20 protein-coding genes are annotated in these 21,786 nt (G+C 52.4%); 11 read left to right on the top strand and 9 right to left on the bottom strand.

Translation table 11 applies throughout. The annotated features are described in order from the left end of the window. Positions 1 to 89 precede the first annotated feature (89 nt). Entirely contained in the window at positions 90 to 1,601 is a 1,512-nt protein-coding gene (locus tag BM040_RS12935) for a hypothetical protein (RefSeq protein WP_092102013.1), read from the bottom strand. Here BM040_RS12935 and BM040_RS12930 point away from each other — a divergent pair. Both BM040_RS12930 and BM040_RS12925 read left to right on the top strand, forming a co-directional pair. Then, positions 1,600 to 1,869 (top strand): hypothetical protein, encoded by a 270-nt coding sequence (locus tag BM040_RS12930; RefSeq protein ID WP_092102010.1) that lies wholly within the window; start codon positions 1,600 to 1,602, stop codon positions 1,867 to 1,869. The genes BM040_RS12935 and BM040_RS12930 overlap by 2 nt on opposite strands. A 474-nt stretch (positions 1,870 to 2,343) precedes the next feature. Further along, positions 2,344 to 2,535 carry a cold-shock protein gene (locus BM040_RS12925; RefSeq protein ID WP_092102008.1) on the top strand — a complete coding sequence of 64 codons (192 nt, stop codon included), beginning with the start codon at positions 2,344 to 2,346 and terminating at the stop codon, positions 2,533 to 2,535. Between the two features lie 70 nt (positions 2,536 to 2,605). Here BM040_RS12925 and BM040_RS12920 read toward each other — a convergent pair whose 3' ends face one another. The 3 genes from BM040_RS12920 to ricT all read right to left on the bottom strand — a co-directional run bounded on the left by BM040_RS12920 (position 2,606) and on the right by ricT (position 5,769). Further along, positions 2,606 to 3,703, bottom strand: a complete 1,098-nt coding sequence (locus BM040_RS12920) for an endonuclease/exonuclease/phosphatase family protein (RefSeq protein ID WP_092102005.1) — start codon at positions 3,701 to 3,703, stop codon at positions 2,606 to 2,608. Between the two features lie 184 nt (positions 3,704 to 3,887). Beyond that, on the bottom strand, positions 3,888 to 4,370 hold the full coding sequence (locus BM040_RS12915) for a gliding motility lipoprotein GldH (RefSeq protein ID WP_092102002.1): 483 nt from the start codon (positions 4,368 to 4,370) through the stop codon (positions 3,888 to 3,890). Next, the gene (ricT, locus tag BM040_RS12910; RefSeq protein ID WP_092101999.1) at positions 4,363 to 5,769 is read right to left on the bottom strand and encodes a regulatory iron-sulfur-containing complex subunit RicT; all 1,407 of its coding nucleotides are present in this window, start codon (positions 5,767 to 5,769) and stop codon (positions 4,363 to 4,365) included. The genes BM040_RS12915 and ricT overlap by 8 nt, the downstream gene beginning before the upstream one ends. 349 nt (positions 5,770 to 6,118) lie before the next feature. Here ricT and BM040_RS12905 point away from each other — a divergent pair, with 349 nt between their 5' ends. The 4 genes from BM040_RS12905 to BM040_RS12890 all read left to right on the top strand — a co-directional run bounded on the left by BM040_RS12905 (position 6,119) and on the right by BM040_RS12890 (position 9,930). Next, positions 6,119 to 7,540 carry a lipopolysaccharide biosynthesis protein gene (locus tag BM040_RS12905; RefSeq protein ID WP_092101996.1) on the top strand — a complete coding sequence of 474 codons (1,422 nt, stop codon included), beginning with the start codon at positions 6,119 to 6,121 and terminating at the stop codon, positions 7,538 to 7,540. Continuing rightward, the gene (locus BM040_RS12900; protein WP_092101993.1) at positions 7,540 to 8,574 is read left to right on the top strand and encodes a polysialyltransferase family glycosyltransferase; all 1,035 of its coding nucleotides are present in this window, start codon (positions 7,540 to 7,542) and stop codon (positions 8,572 to 8,574) included. The genes BM040_RS12905 and BM040_RS12900 overlap by 1 nt, the downstream gene beginning before the upstream one ends. 97 nt (positions 8,575 to 8,671) lie before the next feature. Continuing rightward, complete coding sequence (locus BM040_RS12895; RefSeq protein WP_092101991.1) at positions 8,672 to 9,550, top strand: GNAT family N-acetyltransferase; 879 nt, start codon at positions 8,672 to 8,674, stop codon at positions 9,548 to 9,550. 50 nt (positions 9,551 to 9,600) lie between these two features. Further along, positions 9,601 to 9,930 carry a DMT family transporter gene (locus tag BM040_RS12890; RefSeq protein ID WP_317040179.1) on the top strand — a complete coding sequence of 110 codons (330 nt, stop codon included), beginning with the start codon at positions 9,601 to 9,603 and terminating at the stop codon, positions 9,928 to 9,930. 1 nt (position 9,931) lies between these two features. Here BM040_RS12890 and BM040_RS12885 read toward each other — a convergent pair whose 3' ends face one another. The 5 genes from BM040_RS12885 to rsfS form a co-directional block, all read right to left on the bottom strand. Then, positions 9,932 to 10,762 carry a hypothetical protein gene (locus BM040_RS12885; protein WP_245756211.1) on the bottom strand — a complete coding sequence of 277 codons (831 nt, stop codon included), beginning with the start codon at positions 10,760 to 10,762 and terminating at the stop codon, positions 9,932 to 9,934. Beyond that, positions 10,752 to 11,522: a UDP-2,3-diacylglucosamine diphosphatase gene (locus BM040_RS12880; RefSeq protein WP_092101988.1), complete on the bottom strand. Its 771-nt coding sequence runs from the start codon at positions 11,520 to 11,522 to the stop codon at positions 10,752 to 10,754. Before BM040_RS12880 ends, BM040_RS12885 begins: the two co-directional genes overlap by 11 nt. Beyond that, complete coding sequence (locus tag BM040_RS12875; RefSeq protein WP_092101985.1) at positions 11,506 to 12,159, bottom strand: LutC/YkgG family protein; 654 nt, start codon at positions 12,157 to 12,159, stop codon at positions 11,506 to 11,508. Before BM040_RS12875 ends, BM040_RS12880 begins: the two co-directional genes overlap by 17 nt. Before the next feature lie 11 nt (positions 12,160 to 12,170). Continuing rightward, on the bottom strand, positions 12,171 to 14,300 hold the full coding sequence (gene ftsH, locus BM040_RS12870) for an ATP-dependent zinc metalloprotease FtsH (protein WP_092101982.1): 2,130 nt from the start codon (positions 14,298 to 14,300) through the stop codon (positions 12,171 to 12,173). 72 nt (positions 14,301 to 14,372) lie between these two features. After that, the gene (gene rsfS / locus BM040_RS12865) at positions 14,373 to 14,747 is read right to left on the bottom strand and encodes a ribosome silencing factor (RefSeq protein WP_092101979.1); all 375 of its coding nucleotides are present in this window, start codon (positions 14,745 to 14,747) and stop codon (positions 14,373 to 14,375) included. A 51-nt stretch (positions 14,748 to 14,798) separates the two neighbouring features. Here rsfS and BM040_RS12860 point away from each other — a divergent pair, with 51 nt between their 5' ends. The 5 genes from BM040_RS12860 (at position 14,799) to rlmB (ending at position 21,644) form a co-directional block, all read left to right on the top strand. Then, positions 14,799 to 15,548 (top strand): biotin--[acetyl-CoA-carboxylase] ligase, encoded by a 750-nt coding sequence (locus BM040_RS12860; protein ID WP_092102879.1) that lies wholly within the window; start codon positions 14,799 to 14,801, stop codon positions 15,546 to 15,548. A 331-nt stretch (positions 15,549 to 15,879) separates the two neighbouring features. Further along, positions 15,880 to 16,422, top strand: a complete 543-nt coding sequence (locus BM040_RS12855) for a T9SS type A sorting domain-containing protein (protein ID WP_245756210.1) — start codon at positions 15,880 to 15,882, stop codon at positions 16,420 to 16,422. 127 nt (positions 16,423 to 16,549) lie between these two features. After that, a complete protein-coding gene (locus tag BM040_RS12850; RefSeq protein WP_092101973.1) occupies positions 16,550 to 19,498 on the top strand; it encodes a glycosyltransferase family 117 protein in 2,949 nt (982 codons plus the stop codon). Positions 19,499 to 19,593: 95 nt separating this feature from the next. Further along, positions 19,594 to 20,829: a GWxTD domain-containing protein gene (locus BM040_RS12845; protein WP_245756209.1), complete on the top strand. Its 1,236-nt coding sequence runs from the start codon at positions 19,594 to 19,596 to the stop codon at positions 20,827 to 20,829. Beyond that, the gene (gene rlmB / locus BM040_RS12840; RefSeq protein WP_092101967.1) at positions 20,802 to 21,644 is read left to right on the top strand and encodes a 23S rRNA (guanosine(2251)-2'-O)-methyltransferase RlmB; all 843 of its coding nucleotides are present in this window, start codon (positions 20,802 to 20,804) and stop codon (positions 21,642 to 21,644) included. Before BM040_RS12845 ends, rlmB begins: the two co-directional genes overlap by 28 nt. Positions 21,645 to 21,786 lie beyond the last annotated feature (142 nt).

Below are 21,786 nucleotides of genomic sequence, written 5' to 3'. Positions count from 1 at the left end.
ATAATTTAGCGGAACATCAGCACGGCAAAAACAAAAATCCCCTCCTGATAATTTCGGGAGGGGATTTTTTTATGATGGTTTAGCAAATGCTATTCATCCAGGTTACGGTAACGGTCGCTGCGGCGTGTCTGGAACTGATCTCTGTCAGAGTCGTCCTGGTTACGGTAGTTCTCGCGCGAGCTTGAGCCACGGTTATCGCTGTAGTACGATGTTCTGCTGTCCATGGACCCATAGCGGCTTTCATCGCCACCATAGCCTCCCTGGCCATACCCACCAGAGCTGTAGCCGCTCTGCCCGTAACGGCCGGAGTCGCTATGGCTGGAGCCACTGCCCATGCCGCTTCTTGACGAGCCTCCGTAGCCGCCCTGCATGCCACTGCCTGAGCCATATCCATAGCCACCGCTCATGCCGCTGCTATAGTTGCTATCGCCGTAGCCGCCTCTGTCTCTGTCGGAAGAGGATCTGCCGTGAGAGGAAGAAGAGCCGTAGCTGCTGCCGCCTCTGCCGTAGTCCTGCTGGCCGTAGTCGCTTCCCTGAGAGCCATAGCGGCCGGAGCGATACTCATCGTTATAGGAGCCGCCTCTGGAGCCATAACCTCCCTGGCTGCCGTAGCCGCCCTGCATAGAGCTCTGCGAATCCCAGCCGCGCTGTGAGCCGCGGTCGTCTCTGTCGTACTCGCTCATGCCTCTGCTGGAGCCATAGCCCATAGAGCCGTAACGGTCTCTGTCGCCGTAGCCGCCCTGCATACCGCTGCTGCTACCTCTGCCCGACATGCCTGAGCTGGAACCATAGCCACCTTGGCTGCCATAGCCGCTTTGCTGTCCGTAGCCCATGCGCTGTCCATAGTCGCCCTGGCCGTAGTTCTGCTGATGGCCCTGGCCGCTGCTCTGGCCGTAGCCGCCGCTTCTGCCTGATGAGCCAGACATACCGGAGCCGTAGCTACCGCTGCCCATGCCCTGGCTGCCTTGCATGCCACGCTCCTGTGAGGAAGAGCCGTAGCCGCCCTGCGAGCCGTAACGGCCCTGGCTGCCGTAGCCGCCCATGCCGCTCTGCTGGTTGTAACGGCCCATGCCGCCTTGGTCGTTCATTACGCCGTAGCCGCCCTGCATGTCGCCTTCACGGTCCTGGTAGCCGCCCTGCATGCCGCCGCGGCTGCCGTACATATCGCTGGAGTGCTGGTCTTGGGAGCGCATTCGGTTTCCTTCCATGCCGCCCTGGTTGCCATAGTTATAGCCTCCCTGAGAGCCCCATCCTCCTTGCTGAGAGGAGCCATAGTTGCCCTGCGAGCCGTATCCGCCCTGGGAGCCCTGGCTACCGTAGTTGCTCTGGGAGCCATAGTCGCTTTGGTAACCGTAGCCGCTCTGGCCTCCGTAATTACCGTGCTGCGACCCATACCCATAGCCACCCTGGCTGCCGTACCCTTGCTGGCCGCTGTTCCAGTTTTGGTTCTGGCCTTGGCCCTGGTTCTGGCTATTCCAGTCCTGGTTGCCCTGGCCGGAGCCCTGGAAGTTCTGCGAAGAGCCGCTCGACATAGAGCCGTAGTTGCCCTGGTCGGAGAGGTTTCTATTACGGTCTGATGAAGTATCGGAGCTGCCTGACATGGAATCAGAGCTGCCGGATTTACCTGATGTGCTGCTGGTAGACTTGCCTTCTTTTTTAGAGGTGGAGCCAGACTTGGCTTTTGTGGTAGAAGACTTGCTGGTTGAGCCGGTTGTCTTGCTGGAAGAGCTGCCGCTCTTAGGGGTGGAGCTGGAGCTGCCTGTTGTAGTGGAGCTGCCGCTCGATGTACCGGACAAGCTGCCCGATGAGCTGGAAGAGCTTGGTGTCATGCTGCCGCTTGATGAGGTGCCTGACAGGTTGGAATTCTGATCCGTGCTCTGATTTTTCTCAGTGTCTTTCATAGTTCTGATCTCCTAGAGTTTATAGTTGACGTTAAATAAGTTTGTTTTCCTCCCTGTCTTGCACTGCTCCAGCACCGTCGGGAGTAAAAATCCGGCGCTGGATTTATGTTGCCGTTACCCTTAAAGTTTCCGTGATAATAGCGGTTTTCAAGTGTAACAGAACGTTTTAGCTATACGAACCATAGGGCACATGGTTATTACTATATCGATGTGTATTCTTTCTGAGGCAGCTGGTTTTAGCCGCGGCAAAGGCAAGGCAAATGCCGCTGCCTATCAGTGGCAAAGCAAAGTATAACTGTGCTGAAACGGTTGGTAGGAGTAGTGGAGGAGTAGGGAAGAGCTAAGTACCTGATGATGTTTTTGTTGTTTATTTACACCGAGGCTTGTTACTTATCCGGAAGTTATACTTACCTTTGCTCATATTTATTAATTATTTATTCTAATGAAGACAGGTAAAGTAAAATTCTTCAACGTATCAAAAGGTTTCGGTTTTATCGTTGATGATGAGACGAATCAGGACATCTTCGTGCACCAGACTGGTCTGACGCATGAGGTTCGTGAGAACGACCGTGTATCTTATGAGCTTAAAGATGGTAAAAAAGGTCTGAACGCTATCAACGTAGAGAGAATCTAAGTATAGCTGTCAATAGCCGCAAGGCATTGTAGAAGTCTTTTGCCCGCTCAGGTTAGCCTGGGCGGGTTTTTTATTTGGCGCGGCTCCCGTTTTGCTTTTCCTGGTTGCGCTCTTCCCCTTTTTCCAAACCTTCCTGTATCAGCTCATTGGCCTCCTGCTTATCTTCCTGGTCGGCTTGCGGGTGCTCCTGTTCGTGCTCTCGGTGCGGCTCGTAGTTTAGCGTTACAAGCATCGGAAAGTGGTCAGAGCCAAACGCTGGCAGGCGCCGCAAACTCACCAGCCGGAAAGCCGGGTCATAAAACACGTGGTCCAAGGGGTAGCGGAAGATGGGAATGTGGGCATTGTAAGTGTTGTAAAAGCCCCGGCCCACGCGCGGGTCTATCAAACCACTTATCTCCTTAAACAGCTTCGTCGTATTAGACCAAGCCACGTCGTTCAGGTCGCCGGCCACCACGGCAGGGTAGGGGACTTTCTTGGCCTGCTTGGCCACCAGCAGCAGCTCTGCCTCGCGGGTCTCGGTGTTCAGCATCAGGCGCGGTGGCTGCGGGTGCACGGTGAACAGGCTAAACTTATCGCCGGAGGGCAGCTCTACGCAAGTATAAAACGAGGGAATGTCGTCCTCCACCATAAACCTGATTTCAGATTCGTGCAGTTTCAGTTTGCTCCAGAAAAGCATGCCGTAGGTGTTATCTAACGGCTTTTTGATGGAGTAGGGGTAGTGCTTGTCGAGCACTTTGCACACGTGGTCGTGCCAGGCCTGGTCAGGCTCGTTCATAATCAGCATGTCGGGGTGTACTTCCTGTACAAGCTTTAGAAACCTGTCATATTCCCGGTTCACCATCCGCACGTTGGAGATCATCATCGTGAAGGCATTGGCGGGTATCTTGTGTTCAGTACGCAGCGCCTCCACCTTTACCATCGGCGTAAAGTGGATAATAAAGCGCAGTTCGTTGACCAAGGCTACCACCCATACCAGCAGCATCAGACCATCACCGATATCCTGTACGCCATACTGGGCGACATAGGCCACCAGTACCAGCGTGAGCAGAATAGCTACATGCAGTCTAGGGAAATCGAGTACACGTATCCACCAGAGTGGGGACGAAATAAGGGGAAGAAAGGAAAAAAGGGAGAAAACAAACCCAAGTATGATTAATGTATTTTGCATCCGAGTTAGGAGTTCTTTAGTGCAGGTGTTTTTGCATTACTTTGTTCGGCGCTTATAAGTTGCCGATGCTATCTCTTACGTGATTGGGATGCGGGTGGTAAGTATAAAGAAGGGTATAAAAACACAATCGCCCCGGCGTCGCCAAGTATAGGCGCCGGGGCGATTGTTGCTATTGTTTGAGTGTTTACTCGGCTTCTGAGCTGGTGGCTACGCGCACGCCAACTGCCAGTATATTAGGCAGGGGGTCGCGGCGCATGTACTGCGTCAGGCGGAGCTTGTATATGCCCTGTTTAGGAAACTTTACGTTATCGAGGGCAAGCGCCTGCAGGTCATAGATATCGCTGGATCCGTTGCCAAGCGGTTTGCCCGTCTTGGAGTCCATCAGCAGCACCTCATGCAGTTTCGAGGAGACCTGTACGCTATCGGGATCGTAGAGCTGGTGCCTTAAGTATAGGTTATAATAATCATACTTCAGGTTGTAGCGCACGTTGAAGTATACATCGTATACTTGGGTCGTATCCTTTATCTCAAACTCGAAAACCGGCGCATTGTCTATTTGCCAGTTGCCTTGCGGCAAGTCAATGTTCTGCTCATATACCCGGGCAGGGTCGCAGGCGGAGAGCAGCAGCACGAGTGCTGCTGCCCACATCCATACTATTTTATGCATCAGTGCGTGGTGGTTTATTGCCTTGGTCTTGTTTTTTGCCTTTAAAAGGCTTGCGTGAGCGTCTCCTTGGCTTCTGCTCTCCACCCTGCTGTGGCTGGGCACCTGCATCCGGTGCACCCTCAGCTGCCGGGGGCACCGCTCTTGGCTCACGCCTCTCGCGCCGCTCTCTGGGCTCGCGTGGCTCTTTTGGCGCCGGCGCATTGTCACGTGGCTCACCGCCTTCCTGGGCCGTTTTGTTTTTGTTGCGGTTGCGCGGCGGGCGCTGGCGACGCGAGCGCTGCTCCTGCTGCTCACCCGTGGCTGGCGCTTGCTCCTGCTGACGCTCCTGTCTTTCCTTTCTCGGCGGCTGTGCCTCTGCTACCTTCTCCTGCTGCGGCTGTGCCTGCTCAGCGCTGGCCGGCTTTTTCTTTTTCTTCTTTTTCTTCTTCTTGGACTTGAACTTATCGTCGAGGCGTTCCAGGCTTCCCTCCACCTGCGACACAAACTCGTTTTGCTTCGGCTCTTCTTCCGGCTCCACCAACAGGGTCTCTACCACAACGCCCTTCGCGTTCTGCTCGAGTATCTCCTGCACGCGCTCTACCGGCACAGGATACCAGTTGTTGTCGCCCCTGTAGCCAAACCACATCATGCGTTTAAAGATGTCAGTTTTCTGAAGAATGGCGTCTCCCTGCTGTGTCTGCAATGGGCGGTTCACGGTCGGGATGTCCTTCAGGGCCTCCATGTACGTTTCCAGCTCATAGTTGAGGCAGCACTTCAGGCGCCCGCACTGCCCGCTCAGTTTGCTCGGGTTGAGCGAGAGGTTCTGGTAACGCGCCGCTGTGGTGGAAACGCTTTTGAAATCCGTAAGCCAGGTAGAGCAGCACAGTTCGCGGCCGCAGGAGCCGATACCGCCCAGACGACCCGCTTCGTGGCGGAGGCTAATCTGGCGCATCTCGATGCGGATCTTGAACTCTTCTGCCAGCTTCTTGATCAGGTCGCGGAAGTCTACGCGGTCATCGGCAGAGTAGTAGAACGTGGCCTTGCTTCTGTCGGCCTGGTACTCTACATCCGAGAGCTTCATCTTCAGCCCAAGCTGCTGAATAATTTCGCGGCTGCGGTACATGGTGGTGCCTTCCTGGTCGCGGGCCTCGTTAAACTTCTCCATGTCGCGCTCTGTGGCGATGCGGTAGATGCTGCGGATTTCCTCATTATTATCCACTTTCTTTTTTAGCATCTGCAGGCGCACGAGCTCACCCTTCAGCGACACAAAGCCGATGTGATGGCCGTTGGGCACATCCACAACCACGGCGTCGCCAGTGGTCAGGTCCAGGCGGTTTATATTACGAAAGAAGTCTTTCCGACCTCCCTTGAATCTTATTTCTACAATATCGAACTCCTCAAACGACGTTGGAATATCCATGTCGCTGAGCCAGTCGAAGACGTTTAAACGGTTACAGCCTCCCGTGCTGCACCCGCCGTTGCTTTTGCAGCCGCCCGGCTTGGAACCGGTGCTGCATCCGCCACTAGAACATGAACTACATCCCACAATTGTATCTCCTTTATATAGCTAGGCTAATTCTTGTTTTCAAAATCAGTAATCAACAAATATACTAAAAATTTAGGCTTTTGCTTTTGTGCCTCCTAAAAGTACAAGTATGGCAACAACGCTGCGCGGGCAATGGTGCCGCGTTCGCCCGAAAGTAATGGAGCTATTTACGAAAAAAGTCTCAGAATGCTACCCACTGCAAAATAAAGTATAATTTTAACCGATGCTTCGGAAGTTACTCTCTCATGCGGCGATTTACGGGCTGGCTGCGCAATTACCGCGCGTGGCCGGAGTGCTGGCCCTACCTATTATCACCCCTTACCTCACCACCACCGACTACGGCGTGGCGGGTGTGGTAACGGCTTATGTAACGGCACTGGGGATGGTGCAATCGCTGGGGCTGAGTGTAGTGATGGTAAATGCATTTGTAAAGCACCCGACGAGGTATAAATGGGTATGGCGGCAGGTAGGGGGATTAATGAGCGTTTGGTCGTTTGTGTTTGGTGTGGCGCTTGCATCCGTTTTGTGTCTAGGAATACCTAACGAGGCGGGGGAGAACAAATGGGCGATAATTGTCTTAAACTGTTTGCCTGTAATGTTATTTGCAGGAACAGAATTACAAACCAATCTATTTTATCAACTTTCTCAACGGCCTCTTACTGTAGCAGTGCGCTCACTTATTGTAGGTGTTGTCAGCGTTGGCTTTAATGTTTATACTATAGCCTTCTTGCAACTAGGCTATATGGGGTGGTTTTACGCTAGTTTCATAGCAGCATTCACTGGCTTCGCAATAAATTTCAACAGCATTTATCTTAAGGAGGAGTTATGGCCCATTCTAAAACTGAACCGCAATAAGTGGAAAAGCTGGTTACGAATATCCTTGCCAGTAGTACCACACCAACTTTCCTTTTTTGTGCTGGATACTTCTGATAAATTAATGCTTAATTGGTTAGGTATGCCAATCAAGCAGATAGGGAATTATAACTTAGCTTCAAACTTCGGATCTTACTATATGACTGTAAGTGGGGCCATCGTACAAGCGTCATCTCCGTTTTACATGAGTCTATATGCTCAAAATAACTCTATAGATGCGGCTTATCAAGTTAGACGTTTAACTTTCGCCTTACAAATATTGTTTTTAGTAACAACTACGGCCATTTGTATTTGGATGAAAGAGATTTTTGAGCTCTTGATTCAAAACGTGGTTTTACAGCAGGCCTACCCCCTGGCTATCATTATCTTAATGGCTTATAACTTCCGGCCTATGTATTTAGCGGTTGTCAATTGGTTAACGCTCCGTGAGTATACTGGTAAGTTATGGCGTATTTCTTTAGTTGCGGGATTATCTAATGTGGTTCTTAATTTAGTATTTATACCATGGTTTGGATATGAGGCAGCTGCGTTCACCACATTTGTATGTTTTATGTATATGGGATATGCCGGGTACTTTATTCAAGAGTTCAGGCAATCTGTTCCTGTTAATTTTTATCCTTTTTTCTGGTTTATTTTAACAGTTATTGCCTTGTTACTTGCTTACTATATGTCCGATTCTAGTATAAACTACAAAATAGTTACAAGTACAGTCTTGGGGCTTATTGGAGTAGTGTCTGGTATAATTTTGAAGAAGAAAGCTGCTAGTCCCTAATGAAGCATTTATTCTATATTCATAGTCATATTACATTTTTAACTAGTCTTCAGGTAATAGGCCTCAACAAGTTGAATTCTGAGGACTGTGTATTTATGCTTGGTAGAGGCTTTGTTTCAAATATATCAACCCTGCCTATAAAGCAAATCCATATTAAGTTCACGCAGCGGCCTGTTAATTCGTTTGCCGTTGAGAAGAAGTTCTGGAAGGGATGGAAGAAGTTACAAGAGTTTGATTCGCTCATTCAACAACTGGTGCAAGAAGAGAGTTATCATCTATACACGCATCAAACTAGCATGGACTTTATTAGATTGTTCATGTCTCATAAGCAATGCTCTGGTTTTAGCCTTATAGAAGAGGGCGTTGTATCGTATCTGCCATTAGATAAAGTTAATAACGAACTGTTTCCTACAGGAATGTCAACTTGGCGGTATGATGTACTGAAATGGATAAACTTCTTTGGGAGGTTGTCTTTCCCCATTCGATTCTTCGATTCCAGTTATACCAGAGTTTATGGCCTTTCTGATTATTCTTTCCCGTTTTTTCCTAGGAAAGAGCTGCTGTCTTTGCCCTTTAATAATACAGAAAAATGTAACCCATACAAGCATATACTAGTGCTCGATGCTAGTGTGGAAAGTGGTTTATTATCAAAGGAGGCTATGAGAGCGGCAATGGAAGAAAGCCTAGAACGGATAGTACAGAATAATGTGTCAGAGCTTTGGGTTAAATATCACCCTGAACAGCTTTTACAGCCAAGTGTGTATCGGTTTTATGATGAACTATTTAAATCGTTTGAAAGTCGCATAAATATCACTGAGATTCCACAGGATGTATGTTTAGAACTCTTGGCGGGTAATGTGGAATTGAAAGAGCTTACGTTTTATGTATTTGTCAGTTCTGTTGCCATTTATGCTTCGCTATGTGGGAGGGAAGTATACTCGTTCGCAAGTTTAATTTCAAAGTATGATGCAAAGTATGCTTCCACTTTAAATGATTTACCAGCAGCCTTTTGGAGAAGTGTTAGTGTTGTTTAGTGAAGGCAATAAGAGTGAAGTCATACTAAGATGAGAGCATATGGGCATTTTCTTCTTCTGCCGCTGTACATCTAATCATAACTAGTATAAAAATAATATGCCCAACCTCCGCCTCTCCTTCCTTACCCCGCAGGACCTGCCGCAGGTGCGCGCGACTTTTCTGAAAGCTTTTGCCGACTATGTGGTGCCGGTGCAGCTGAGCGAGGAGCAGTTGAGGGACAAGGTGGAGCGGGAGGGGATTGTGCCGGAGTTTTGCGTGGCGGCCTTTGACGGAGAGGAAATGGCGGGGTTTATATTGACGGCCTTAGGCGATTGGCAGGGTATGCCAACAGCATACAATGCTGGCACAGGCGTGGTGCCAACGTATAGAGGGCAGGGCCTGACGCAGCAAATGTATGCCTTCCTGCTGCCAAAGTTGCGTGAGAAAGGAGTGAGGCAATGCCTGCTGGAGGTGATTGAGGGAAATGTGCCAGCGCTCAAAACGTATGAGAAAATTGGCTTTTACATCACCCGCACCCTTAGCTGCTTCCGGGCGCTGAAACAGGACTTGCTTCAAGAAGCCTCTCCTCCTGCCGGGATCAACATCCTTGAGGCGACACAACCGGATTTTGCTGCCCTCTCTCGCTTTTGGGACGTTCAGCCGACCTGGCAGAACAGCATTGCCTCCCTGAACAGAAGTATAAACCAGGACAGAACACTGGAAGCCCGCGCCGCAAGCGGGGAAGTGGTTGGCTACATCTCAGTTTTCCGGAAGAATGGGGCGGTGGCGCAACTGGCCGTAAGCCGGGAGTGGCGCGGAAAAGGCATTGGCACAGCGCTGCTGCGGGCGGCAATGCAGCAGGTAGAAGCGCCATCGCTAATGTTTATCAACGTTGAAGACACTGCCCAAAGTATGATCTCTTTTCTGCAGGGCCGCGACATAAACCTGCTCCTAAAGCAGCACGAAATGCTGATGCCTATCCCTGAGAAAGTATAGAAACGGGTTAATTACGTACCTTTGCGGCTTAACTAAAAAAGGAATTACCTATGAACATGGCATGGTTTTACCTGATCCTGGCCGGCATTTGCGAGATTGGCTGGGCTTTCGGGCTGAAGTATAGCGAGGGGTTTACCAAAATAGGCGTGAGCGTGGTAACCGTCGTGGTGATGATCCTGAGCTTCATCCTGCTGGCCCAGGCCATGAAAACGCTGCCGCTGGGAACAGCCTACGCCATCTGGACCGGAATCGGGGCGGCAGGCACGGCTATTTTGGGCATCTTCTTCCTCAACGAGCCCCGCGACTTTATCCGCATTATCTGCATCCTGTTGATTATTGCCGGTGTGGTGGGGCTGAAGGTGTTCTCCGGCGAAAAGTAAGTTACTCCAGAAAGTATACGTCCACCGCGTTCTTGGTGAACAGGAACAATTGCTTGTCGCCTGCCAAAGCAGAAGTATACGCCTGCTCCTGCGGTAGCTCCAGCACACGCTCCTTCGTGGAGTACAAGTCGAGGAAGTATAGCTTGCCCTCCTTTACATAGTATAACTCGTTGTTGCGGAAGCCGATGTGTTGTAAGCCGTCAATGGGAAGCCTCTTTTTATAGTTGCCCAGATTGTCGAAGATAAGGATGCCGCTGTTGTAATCGAGCAGGTACACCAGGTTCTGGTACTCGCGCAGCTGGCGCACATCAAACTGCTCCTGGCTCAGTAGCAGGTTCAGTGGGGTTTCTACGGACAACTGCCGTGTGCTGGGGTCCAGCTTGCCTAGCGACAGCCTTGTTTCATCAAAGAGCCAGTAACCGAGGTCACCAGCGGGAGCAGCTACTTTGGCAGTGCCTTCGTACTGCAGGTTCAGCAGGCCGGTGGTGCTGATGGGGCGCAGAAAGCGGTCCAGCAAGGTGATTTCCTGGCTTCCCTCATAAAAGAGCATAATCTTCATCGGGTTCCAGGCGTGGATGCTGCTGATGCGGCCACGGGCGGGCGGGGAGTAGGTATCCACAGGCTGACCGGCCGGGTTGAGGCGCAGCAGGTTCTGCCGCTCGTCCAGTAGGTAGATGTTCCCGTTGCGGTCTTGGGAGATGGAGGTGGGGGAACTGATGTTGATACGATGGCTAAAGGAAAGTATGGGCGCCAGCAGGGTATCCTGCGCCTGCGCCAGCAGTGGCGTTAGCAGCGCCAGCCAAAGTATAAGTATAGTTCTCCTAGTCTTCAAAGGTCTTCAGTTCCAGTTTATTTCCGTCATACACACCATAAGTGTAGAAGTTTACCCATTCACCCAGGTTCACATACAGAGCATTGTCGCCGATGGGCATCTCCAGGGGCAGGTGGCGGTGGCCGAACACGTAGTAATCGTGGTGCTGCCGCTGTTCCACTTCCTGGCTATACTGCACCAGCCACTCCCGCTCGCCAAAAAACTTCTCGTCTTTCTCCACATTGCTGATGCGGCTCCGTCTCGACCATGCATTAGCAATTCCTATGCCGGTGTTGGGATGGATGCGGGCAAAGAGCCACTGGCACATCCTGTTGTCAAACACCTTCTTGAGTACTTTGTAAGTATGGTCACCGGGGCCGAGGCCATCGCCGTGGCCAATGTAAAAGGACTTGCCGCCGATGTGGGTGGAGATGGGCTCCCGGATGATGGGAATGTTGAGCTCCTTTGGAAAGTAGTCGAACATCCACATGTCATGGTTTCCCGTGAAAAACAGCACTGGTAGACCAGCGTCCGTCAGCTCTGCCAGCTTACCCTGCAGGCGCACGTAGCCCTTCGGGATGGCGTGTTTATACTCAAACCAGAAATCGAAGATATCGCCGAGCAAAAGTATGGCGGCGGCGTCCTGTCTGGCCATCTCCAGCCAGCGCACTATTTTCTTCTCGCGGGCCAGGCTGCTCTTGGCATCAGGCACACCCAAATGGAAATCAGAAGCGAAGTATACTTTTTTGCCTGGCGCTAACTCGTTAATGCGGAAGGTCATCAATCAGGAATAAGACTAGCTGCTTTGGGCCATGGGCGCCCATCACAAGGGTTTTCTCGATGTCGGCGGTGCGGCTGGGGCCACTCACCAGCGATACCATAGACGGGAAGTTTTCTTTATACTTGTCGCGCACGCGCTGCAGGCCATCTTTGATGTCCGGAACCAGCTGGCTGGCCTTGGCGATGACCAGGTGCGTGGTGGGGTAGACGCTCAAACGGCGGCCGCCGGCGTTGGCCGAGCTCACCAGTATACTTCCGGTGCGGGTAATGAGTGCCTCGCAGGTGGTAAGACCGGCATCTGCCCCTGGCACAAAGTTTTCCTCATCGGCCACAAAGTCAATTCCTGCCTGGTAAATGGCTTTTTGCAGGTTGGGCTCCCATACGTAGAGGTGCTGCAGCTGCTGCTCTTGCTTGTACACATAGAGCTGGTCAAAGAAATCCTCCTCGTTCTCGCAGTACACAAACACACCCGCGTTTTTGATGAAGTTCTCCGCAAAGACTATCGACATATCCTCCAGCGGTACTTGCTGGTGCAGCGGCGAGGAGAAGTCTGGGGTAGGAGGCAGAAAAGGCGCCGACTTAGCCAGCGCCTCTCTCACTCTTCTTAATACAATTTCTTTCGATTTTGCTTCGTACATGCCTGTTTAAATCAAGCTGTTTTCGAGTTTACGTTATCGTGTTCAGCAGTAGGGCTGCCGTTATTCCCGATAGGGGTACCTGGCACGCTGCCCTGCTCTTGCTCCGGGTGCTCTGTCTGGCCAAACTCTACCGGGTGCTGCTGCTCTACCTCGCTCTTTGTCTGGCTGCGGTCGGTGCCTGCCGTATGGGCCTGATAGGTAGTCAGGGTATCAAACGGACGTTTGCCAACCAGGCGCTCCAGGTCGCTCTGGAATAGGATTTCTTTCTCCAGCAGCTCCTGTGCCACTACCTCCAGCTCACGGCTTTTATCAGTAAGTAAGGCTATGGTACGGTCGTAGGCAGCCTTTATCAGCAGGCGCACCTCTTCGTCGATGGTCTGGGCAGTGGCCTCAGAGTATGGCTTGCTGAACGTCATCTCAGACTGCTTGGAGTCGTAGAACGACACGTTGCCAATCTTCGGGTTCATGCCATACATCGTCACGATGCTGTAGGCCATCTTGGTGATACGCTCCAGGTCGCTCAAAGCACCAGTCGAGATTTTGCCAAACACGATCTCCTCCGCGGCGCGACCACCCAGGGCCATGCACATCTCATCAATCAGCTGCTCGGTGGTATACAGGAACTGCTCTTTCGGCAGGTACTGCGCATAGCCAAGTGCGGCTACACCGCGCGGCACGATACTTACCTTTACCAATGGATCGGCATGTTCCAGGAACCAGCCGGCAATGGCGTGGCCTGCCTCGTGGTAGGCTACAATCTTTTTCTCCTCAGGGGATATAATCTTGTTCTTCTTCTCCAGACCACCAATTACGCGGTCCACGGCGTCGTTGAAATCCTGCTGGTCTACCGCCTTTTTGTTGCGGCGGGCAGCTATCAGGGCCGCCTCGTTACACACGTTCGCAATCTCAGCACCGGCAAAACCAGGGGTTTGGGCGGCCAGTTTCTTTGCGTCCACGTCCGGAGCAAGGGTAAGCGGGCCAAGGTGCACGTTAAAGATTTCGGTACGTCCATTGATATCCGGCTTGTCGATGCTGATCTGGCGGTCGAAACGGCCAGGGCGCAGCAGGGCAGAGTCCAGGGTATCAGGTCGGTTGGTGGCGGCAAGTATAATTACGCCAGAGTCGGTGGCGAAACCGTCCATCTCCACTAGCAGGGAGTTGAGGGTGTTCTCGCGCTCGTCGTTACCGCCTGGCGTGGCACCGCGGCTACGGTGGCGGCCAATAGCGTCAATCTCGTCGATAAAGATGATACAAGGCGCTTTGGCCTTGGCCTGCTTGAACAGGTCACGCACACGGGCAGCACCCACACCCACGAACATCTCCACGAAGTCGGAACCCGACAGGGAGAAGAACGGAACGTCGGCCTCGCCGGCTACGGCCTTTGCCAACAAGGTTTTACCGGTTCCCGGAGGGCCTACCAGCAAAGCGCCTTTTGGTATCTTACCACCAAGTATGGTGAATTTAGACGGGTTCTTAAGAAACTCCACAATCTCCTGCACCTCTTCCTTCGCTTCTTCCAGGCCGGCCACATCCTTAAACGTGATCTTTACCTTGTTCTCAGCATCGAAAAGGGCAGCCTTAGACTTGCCGATGTTGAAGATCTGTCCACCTGTGCCACCGGATGTTACGCGGCGCATCAGGAACCAGAAACCAAACAGCAGCAGGATCAGGAAGCCCCACTGGAAGAAGAAGTCAGCAAAGCCGGTGCGTGTCTCCGGGGTAAGCGGCACGCGCTGCTCGCGCGGCACGTTCTCCTGCAGCTTGTCCAGGTCTTCTTTAAAAGACTCAGCCGAAATTACCTGAAAATGGTAATGCGGACCCTGCTCCATGGTAAGCAGGCCACGGTCGCCTAGCTCGGTTTTATACTTTTCGTTCTGAAGCGCCTCCCTGTCCAGGTACACTTCCACGGTCTTGCCGTTTACGATGGTGAGTTTGTCCACATCACCGCTCAGCAGCATCTCCTCAAAGTCGCGCTGGGTGGTTTCTCTGGAGGAGTTGCTCTTGTTTAGGTAGGTTAGTCCGAAGATCAGCAGTATCAGCACGGCCAGCATCCACAGCTGCATAGTAGGGCGCGGAGGCGTGTTCGGGATGATAGGCTTTTTCTTCTTGTTGTTGCCTTTATTGTTATTCTTTTCTGCCATTGATAGTTAGATATCGATTGTATGGGTAACAAGGGGGTGGCTACAAAAGTTTAGGCCACGCCCGATGTGTTTTTAGACAGACTCTACGTGCTTGAACTTGGCGTCGCCCCAAAGCTCCTCCAGCGCGTAGAATTCTCGCTTCTCTTTCAGGAAAACATGTGCTACTACGTCCACATAATCCAGCAGCACCCACTCTTTGTTAATGCGGCCCTCTGTTTGCCACGGATGCTGGCCAGTCGCCTTGTATATTTCTTCCTCTATGGAAGAGGCAATCGCATCAAGTTGCGTGTCGGAGCTTGCGGATGCTATTACGAAGTAATCTGATACAGCGTTTTTAAGTGATTTAAGGTCCATCACTACAATATCGGAAGCTTTCTTCTCCTGCATGCCCTTCACTACCAGCTCTGCCAATATGTCGGAAGTAGCCTCAACCTTGGTTTCTTTCATTTGTGCTCTTTAAATTTGATGTACAAAAGTATTAAATTCTCCTCTAATTATATGTTGCCTAATACGCTGTTTGTAGGCCAACAGCTGCTTTTTATCGCTAGCTGTGCATCCACTAACTCAGAGGCTCAGCAGCTTCTTATCAAAAATGAAGCCACAGAGGGCTGTGCCGTGGTTACGCACCGGCAGACGCAGGGGCGGGGGCAACGGGGCAACTCCTGGGAGGCGGAACCGGGCCAGAACATCACCCTCTCTGTAATTCTGTCACCCTCGTTTCTGGCTGCGCGCCAGCAGTTCTACCTCAACATGGCCGTGTCGCTGGCTGTACTCGACCTGTTGCTCGAGCAAGGCTTGCAGCAGGCACGTGTTAAGTGGCCGAACGATTTATTTTTTGAAGATAAGAAACTTGGCGGGATTCTGATAGAAAACACTGTAAATAGTCAGGCTTTGCAACACAGTATCATCGGGATTGGCCTAAATGTGAACCAAACGCACTTTGCATCTTCAACGGCAACCTCTGTGGCTAACGTATGCGGCCATACTTTGGATCTGGAGAAATTAACCGTCCGCCTGCTCGAATTGCTGGAGAAGCGCTACCTGCAGCTGCGCGGCGGCCACACCGCCCGCCTGAAGTATGAGTACCTACAGGGCTTGTACCGCTACCAGGAAGTGCACCCTTTTAAAATTGGCAGCGAGCAGGTGCAGGGGCAGATACAGGGCGTGGATGAGGCTGGTAGGCTGGCCGTGCAGATAGGGCAGGAGCTGCGGTATTTCGACCTGAAGGAAATTGCCCATGTGATATAAGCTCGGCTAAAACGGCCGCCACTGTGCCTGCACGGGAGGTTTTGCCTCCTGCTTTTATACTTCTCATACTTTATACTTTCACCTCCCTTGTGCCCCTCATATTTTTTTGAGCTGACACAGGTTCCTGAAGTATAAAAAGGAACAATTTTTGTGAAAGCTGGCCCGTGTGTAATTGTTGTAACCGAAAGGAAAGCGTTTACAAATATTTTTTAAATTTAATTTACAGATTTGGCTTTTTAGGCTATCTTTGATTTGAAAAATCGGAATTGTAGTGACTAAACTATAATTCCTAAGATGATACTGTATGAGAATTTTTACTAAACTGATATTAGTGACAACCCTTGTAAGCTCCCACCTGGTGAGCTTTGCGGGGGTTACTCCAACCTATAAAGGCGGCAACACCCTCTGGAAGCTGATGCCTGAGAAGGCAGCCAGCCTGCCAGTCTCTGCCAATAATGCCCGCCCTGACTTTGTGGACAAGGAAGACCATACCTGCTCTAAAATATATGCTTCGGCAGTGAGCCAGGTGTTCCATGTGGTAGAAAAAAAGCAGAGCAAGAGCATGTATGCCAACATTACCTTGGCCGCTTTTGCCCCAGGCAATGACATCAAGTCAACGCTGCCATCCATCAACGCCTATCCAAACCCATCGCGCGGTTTTACCAGGCTGGCGCTGACGCTTCCCGGCAACGACAACTACAAAATCCGCATCTCCAACACCATAGGCAAGGTGCTGGCCGTGCAGGAGGTAGCCCCGTCCGAGAGAGCGCGCGTCGATTTGGATTTGTCTAGCCTGCCGTCCGGTGTGTACTTCTACAGCCTGCTGGTAAACGGCAAGACCGTGGAGACAAAGCGACTCGTACTGCAGAAATAACTTAATCCTTCGGGAGCAGCTTAACAGAAAGCCGGCCACTTCGGGCCGGCTTTTTTATTACAATCTTCTAAAATTAGCCAGCCCTTTACATTAATTTATTATTTTCGGGGCTGAATCACTAAACACTATGACGGATTATCGGAAGGTAAATAACCTCGTGGGCTGGGGCGTGTTCCTAATCGCCACTGCCGTGTATGTACTTACACTGGAGCCAACCGCCAGTTACTGGGATGCTGGCGAATTTATTGCCTGTTCCTACAAGCTGCTGGTGCCACACCCTCCGGGGGCGCCGTTTTACCTCCTGGTAGGCCGGCTGTTCTCCATGTTCGCCGCCGACCCGACCCAGGTAGCCTGGTGGGTGAACCTATTATCCGCCATCTGTAGCTCCCTTACCTCCCTGTTCCTCTTCTGGACAATTACCATTCTGGCGCGCAAGGTGCTCGTAAACCAGGGGCAGGAGCCAACAGCAGGCAATGTGTGGCTGATCATGGGAAGCGGCGTGGTAGGAGCGCTTGCCTATACTTTCTCCGACTCGGCCTGGTTCTCGGCGGTAGAGGCAGAAGTATACGCGATGTCCTCGTTCTTCACGGCCATTGTTTTCTGGGCCATGCTGCGTTGGGAAATCAAAGCAGGCGAGGCGCACTCCGATAAGTGGCTGATCCTGATTGCTTACCTGGTAGGCCTCTCTATTGGTGCTCACTTGCTGAACCTGGTAACGATTCCGGCCCTGGCGTTCATTTACTACTTCCGCTTATACAAACCAAGCTTCTGGGGAGGCGTTATCGCCTTCGCCATCAGTGCCGTTATTGTCGTGGCCATTCTTTGGGGCGTTATCCCGGGGCTGCCGTCGGTGGCTGGCTGGTTCGAGGTGCATTTTGTAAACGACTTCAAGCTTCCGTTCGGCTCCGGTATCATTTTCTTCCTGATCCTGTTTGTGGGGGCGCTGGTGTACGGCATCATGTACTCTATCAAGAAGAACAACCGTATCCTTAACACGGCCCTGCTTAGCCTAACGTTCGTGCTGATTGGCTACTCTTCTTACCTGATGATTCCGATCCGCTCGTCTTACGAGCCGACCATTGACGAAAACGACCCGGACGACATCATGTCCTTCGTGTCGTACCTGAAGCGTGAGCAGTACGGCGACCGCCCGCTGCTGTTTGGGCCGCAGTATAACGCCCAGCCAGTGGACCAGAAAGAAGGGGCACCGCGCTACGTGAAGGGCAAAGACAAGTATATTGTGGCCGGCAAAAAGATAGAGCCTGTTTACGCCTCCAAAGATAATGTGCTCCTGCCGCGCATCTACAGCGACCAGCCCGTGCATATCTCCGCCTATAAGAAGTGGGTTGATCTGCGGGAAGGCCAGACGCCGACCTTTGGCCAGAACATGAGCTTCCTCTTTAACTACCAGCTTGGATTCATGTACTGGCGCTACTTCCTGTGGAACTTCGTAGGGCGCGAGAGTGATATCCAGAATGCGGGTGTGCTGTGGTTTGGCAAGGACGACCCGAATGCGCCGTCGCGTGTGCTGGAGAGCAAGGCCCGCAACTGCTTTTACCTGCTGCCGCTGCTAGTGGGCATCATTGGGCTTATTTACCATGTGCGCAAAGATGAGAAGGATGCCTTTATCATCGGCCTGCTGTTCTTCTTTACGGGTATGGCCATCGCCCTGTACCTCAACCAGCCTCCGGTGGAGCCGCGCGAGCGGGATTATACTTTTGCCGGCTCGTTCTATGCCTTCAGTATCTGGATTGGCCTGGGGGTAATGGGACTGGCAGAGCTGCTGGGCAAGGTGCTGAAGAGCCACACTAGCCGTGCTGCGCTGGCAACTGTGATTGGCTTGCTGGTGCCGGGCATTATGGCTGCCGAGGGCTGGGATGACCACGACCGCTCTGACCGCTACCACTCCGTAGATTCGGCCAAGAACCTGCTGGATTCCTGCGCGCCGAATGCTATACTTTTCACCAATGGCGACAACGACACCTTCCCGCTGTGGTACGCCCAGGAGGTAGAGGGTTACCGTACCGATGTGCGCGTGGCTGTACTCAGCTACCTCAACACCGATTGGTACATCGACCAGATGATGGACCAGGCCTACAAGTCTGATCCGTGGCCGTTGACGCTGGGAATGGAGAGCTATCGCCAGGGCACCAACGACTTCCTGCCCTACATGGAGCGTCCGCAGGTAGCTGCCGGCATCGACCTGAAGCAGTACATCAACCTGATAAAGCAAAACCACCCGGCCCTGCAGGCGCAGTACACGAGCGGCACCCTGCTCACCATGCCAACACGCAACTTCTTCCTCAACGTGGACAAAGAGAAGGTGGCCGCTATGGACATCGTGTCGGCAGACCGCGAGGATGAGATTGTGGACCGCATGCAGTGGACAATCACCAAATCGCTGCTGGAGAAAAAGCACCTGGTGATACTGGATCTGCTGGCTACTAACAACTGGGAGCGCCCGATTTACTTCTCTACTACCGTGAACAGCGCCGACTTTATTGGCCTGTCTGACTTCTTCCAGCTGGAGGGCCTGGCTTACCGCGTGGTGCCGGTGAAGGCTACGGAAGAAGAAGGTGGCAATGTGAACAAGGAGGTTATGTATGAGAACCTGATGAAGAAGTTCTCCTTCCGCAACTTTGACCGCAAGGACATCTTCTACGACGAGAACTACTACCGCTTCTCGGCTAACGCCAGGGATAAGTTTGCCACCTTGGCCGTAGCCTACCTGGAAGACGGCAACGAGGAGCGCGCCAAGGAGATAGTGGATCATTGCTTTAAGGTACTGCCACTGGAGACGGTGCCTTACGACTACTACACGCCACAGTTCATCCCGATTTACGATGCGCTCGGAGAGAACGAGAAGGCTACCGAGCTGCTGGATCTCATGGCGAAGGAGTCGCAGCGGGCACTGGATTATTACTTTGCCGAAGGCCCTCTGTTTGAGCAGGAGATACAGGTAAATATGATTATTATGCAGCAGCTGGTTGGCGCTGCCCAGCAGTTGGGCGAAGAAGAGAAGGCTGCGCAGCTGGAGCAGCAGTTCAGGCTATACTTGCAACGCATGAGACGCTAAACAAAATTCAACTATAAGCAGTACAAAAACCCGGATTGTCTTCTGTCAGTCCGGGTTTGGCTTTTGTAAAGAATCATACTTATACTTGCTTTAAGATGAGGTACTTGTGTTTTATCATGCTTTGCATGCTGTGTGCTTGCGGCGGCAGAAGCGGCTACAGCAGTTACACCAGCCCGGCACCTGCCCAGGTAAGGCAGCAGGCCATGCCAGAGATCACCATGCAGCACAGCTACTACGCAAGTAACGACAGCCTGCACCTGCTCCTCAAGTTTGAGGATGTGCGGCAGGTGCTGGATGTGCTGCAGGCCTCATCTTCCTATGAATATGCTGTGAGAACGGGCCTGTCGGACAGGGATGCCGTGGTCCTGGAGGACTCGATAAACCTGCCTGACAGAAGGCTGACCGATGTAGAGGGGCAGCTGCACATTAAACTCTCTTTACCGGGCCGTGTAGTGCAGGAGCCAAACGTGCTTCACCTGCAGTTATGGGAGGTGCTATCGAGCCAGGAGCGCATGGGGGTGGAGTTTAGGGTGCCGCTTCAGCGCGCCATGATGCAAAAGGGCTACCTCCTTACCACCAGCGCAGGCAAGCCGCTATACCAGAACTACGTCACCACCTCCGATAAGCTGCTGGTGCGCTCCTACAGTGCCGCAGACAGCATTATACCCGTAAGCCGCTATGAGCTGGACTTCATGCCTGCGGCCCCACCCATGAGTATGACCAAGCCTCCTGTGCCGCGCACACTGGCTGCAGTAGGCGTAGATACCCTTACCACGTCCGATACGCTGAGCCTTGCGCAGGAGGGCTTATACTTGTTCAACCCGGAGTCGAGCTTTGCAAGGGGAGTACTGGCGCTGCCGGGCAAGTACCCTTACGTTACCCAAGCCGCCGAGCTCATCCCGCCGCTGATTTACCTGACCACCGCGCAGGAGCGGGAGTCGCTGATGAAGGCGCAGGACCCCAAGGCGGCCGTGGATGCCTTCTGGCTGGAGGTGGGAGGCAACGAGAGCCGGGCCAGGGAACTGATCCGCACCTACTATAAGCGCGTGGAGATGGCGAACAAGCTCTTTACCGCCCATAAGGCCGGCTGGGCCACAGACCGTGGCATGATCTACATTATTTACGGAAGGCCGAGCAGCATCAGCCAGGTGGGGCCCAACATCACCTGGATCTACCGCGACTCGGAGACCTCTCCCTATATCAAGTTCGTTTTTACCAAAAAAGAGAATAAATTTACCAAAAACTATTATGAGCTGGTCCGGCGCCGTGAGTACGAAGAAAGCTGGTACAGCTCTGTTGCAAAATGGAGAGCAGGAAAGACAAATTTGTAGGCAACCGCTTTGGAGTTGCCAGAGGCCCGAAAGAAGAAAAGAGCGAAATGATTTTCGGTTCGCGCCCCATACTGGAGGCGCTGATGGCCGGAAAGGAACTGGAGAAGATTTTCCTGCTGCGAGGCGCCCGGAATCCCACCACCGATGAGATTGTAAAACTGGCAAAAGGGCGTGAGGTACCTGTGGTGACAGTGCCCGTGGAGAAACTCAACAACCTGACGCGCAAGAACCACCAGGGGGCTGTGGCCCTGATTTCCCCGATTACGTACCAGCCGCTGAGCGAGATTGTGACGGCACTTTTTGAGCAGGGCGTAAACCCGCTGCTGCTCATTCTGGACCGCGTAACCGATGTGCGTAACTTTGGCTCCATCGCCCGTAACGCAGAGTGCATGGGCGTGCATGCCATCGTGATTCCAAGCCGGGGCGGGGCGCAGATAAATGCCGATGCCATGAAGACCTCCGCCGGAGCCCTGAACCTGGTGCCAGTGTGTCGCGAGCCAAACCTGAAGGAAACGCTCGATTACCTGAAAGACTACGGTTTTCAGGTGGTTGCCTGTACTGAGAAAACAGAGCACCTGCTAACTGACCTCGGTGTGGATATGGTAGGCCCTACGGCTATACTGATGGGCAGTGAGGAGGACGGCATTTCGCCGGAGTACCTGAAGCGCGCCGACGTGAGGCTGCGCATTCCGCTGATGGGGCAAATCGGTTCCCTGAACGTGTCGGTGGCTACGGGCATTATACTTTACGAAGCTATGCGCCAGCGCCTCAAGGACAGCGGGTACTCCAGCCTGAATAAGCTGGAGCCTATGTAAGCGCAGCACAGACAGCATAAGAAGTATAGCAGCAGAAAGTATAAATTTATACTTACCCAAAGTATAAAGTCTACGAAGTGCGTAATCCGCAAAGTATAAGAGCTTATGAGGGATTTTATACTTCACTCAGAGCTGCTGTAGC

It is taken from the genome of Pontibacter chinhatensis (genome assembly GCF_900113285.1).
Taxonomy (GTDB): domain Bacteria; phylum Bacteroidota; class Bacteroidia; order Cytophagales; family Hymenobacteraceae; genus Pontibacter; species Pontibacter chinhatensis.
The sequence above is the reverse complement of the archived record's forward strand: the minus strand, read 5'-3'. Positions and strand labels throughout refer to the sequence as shown.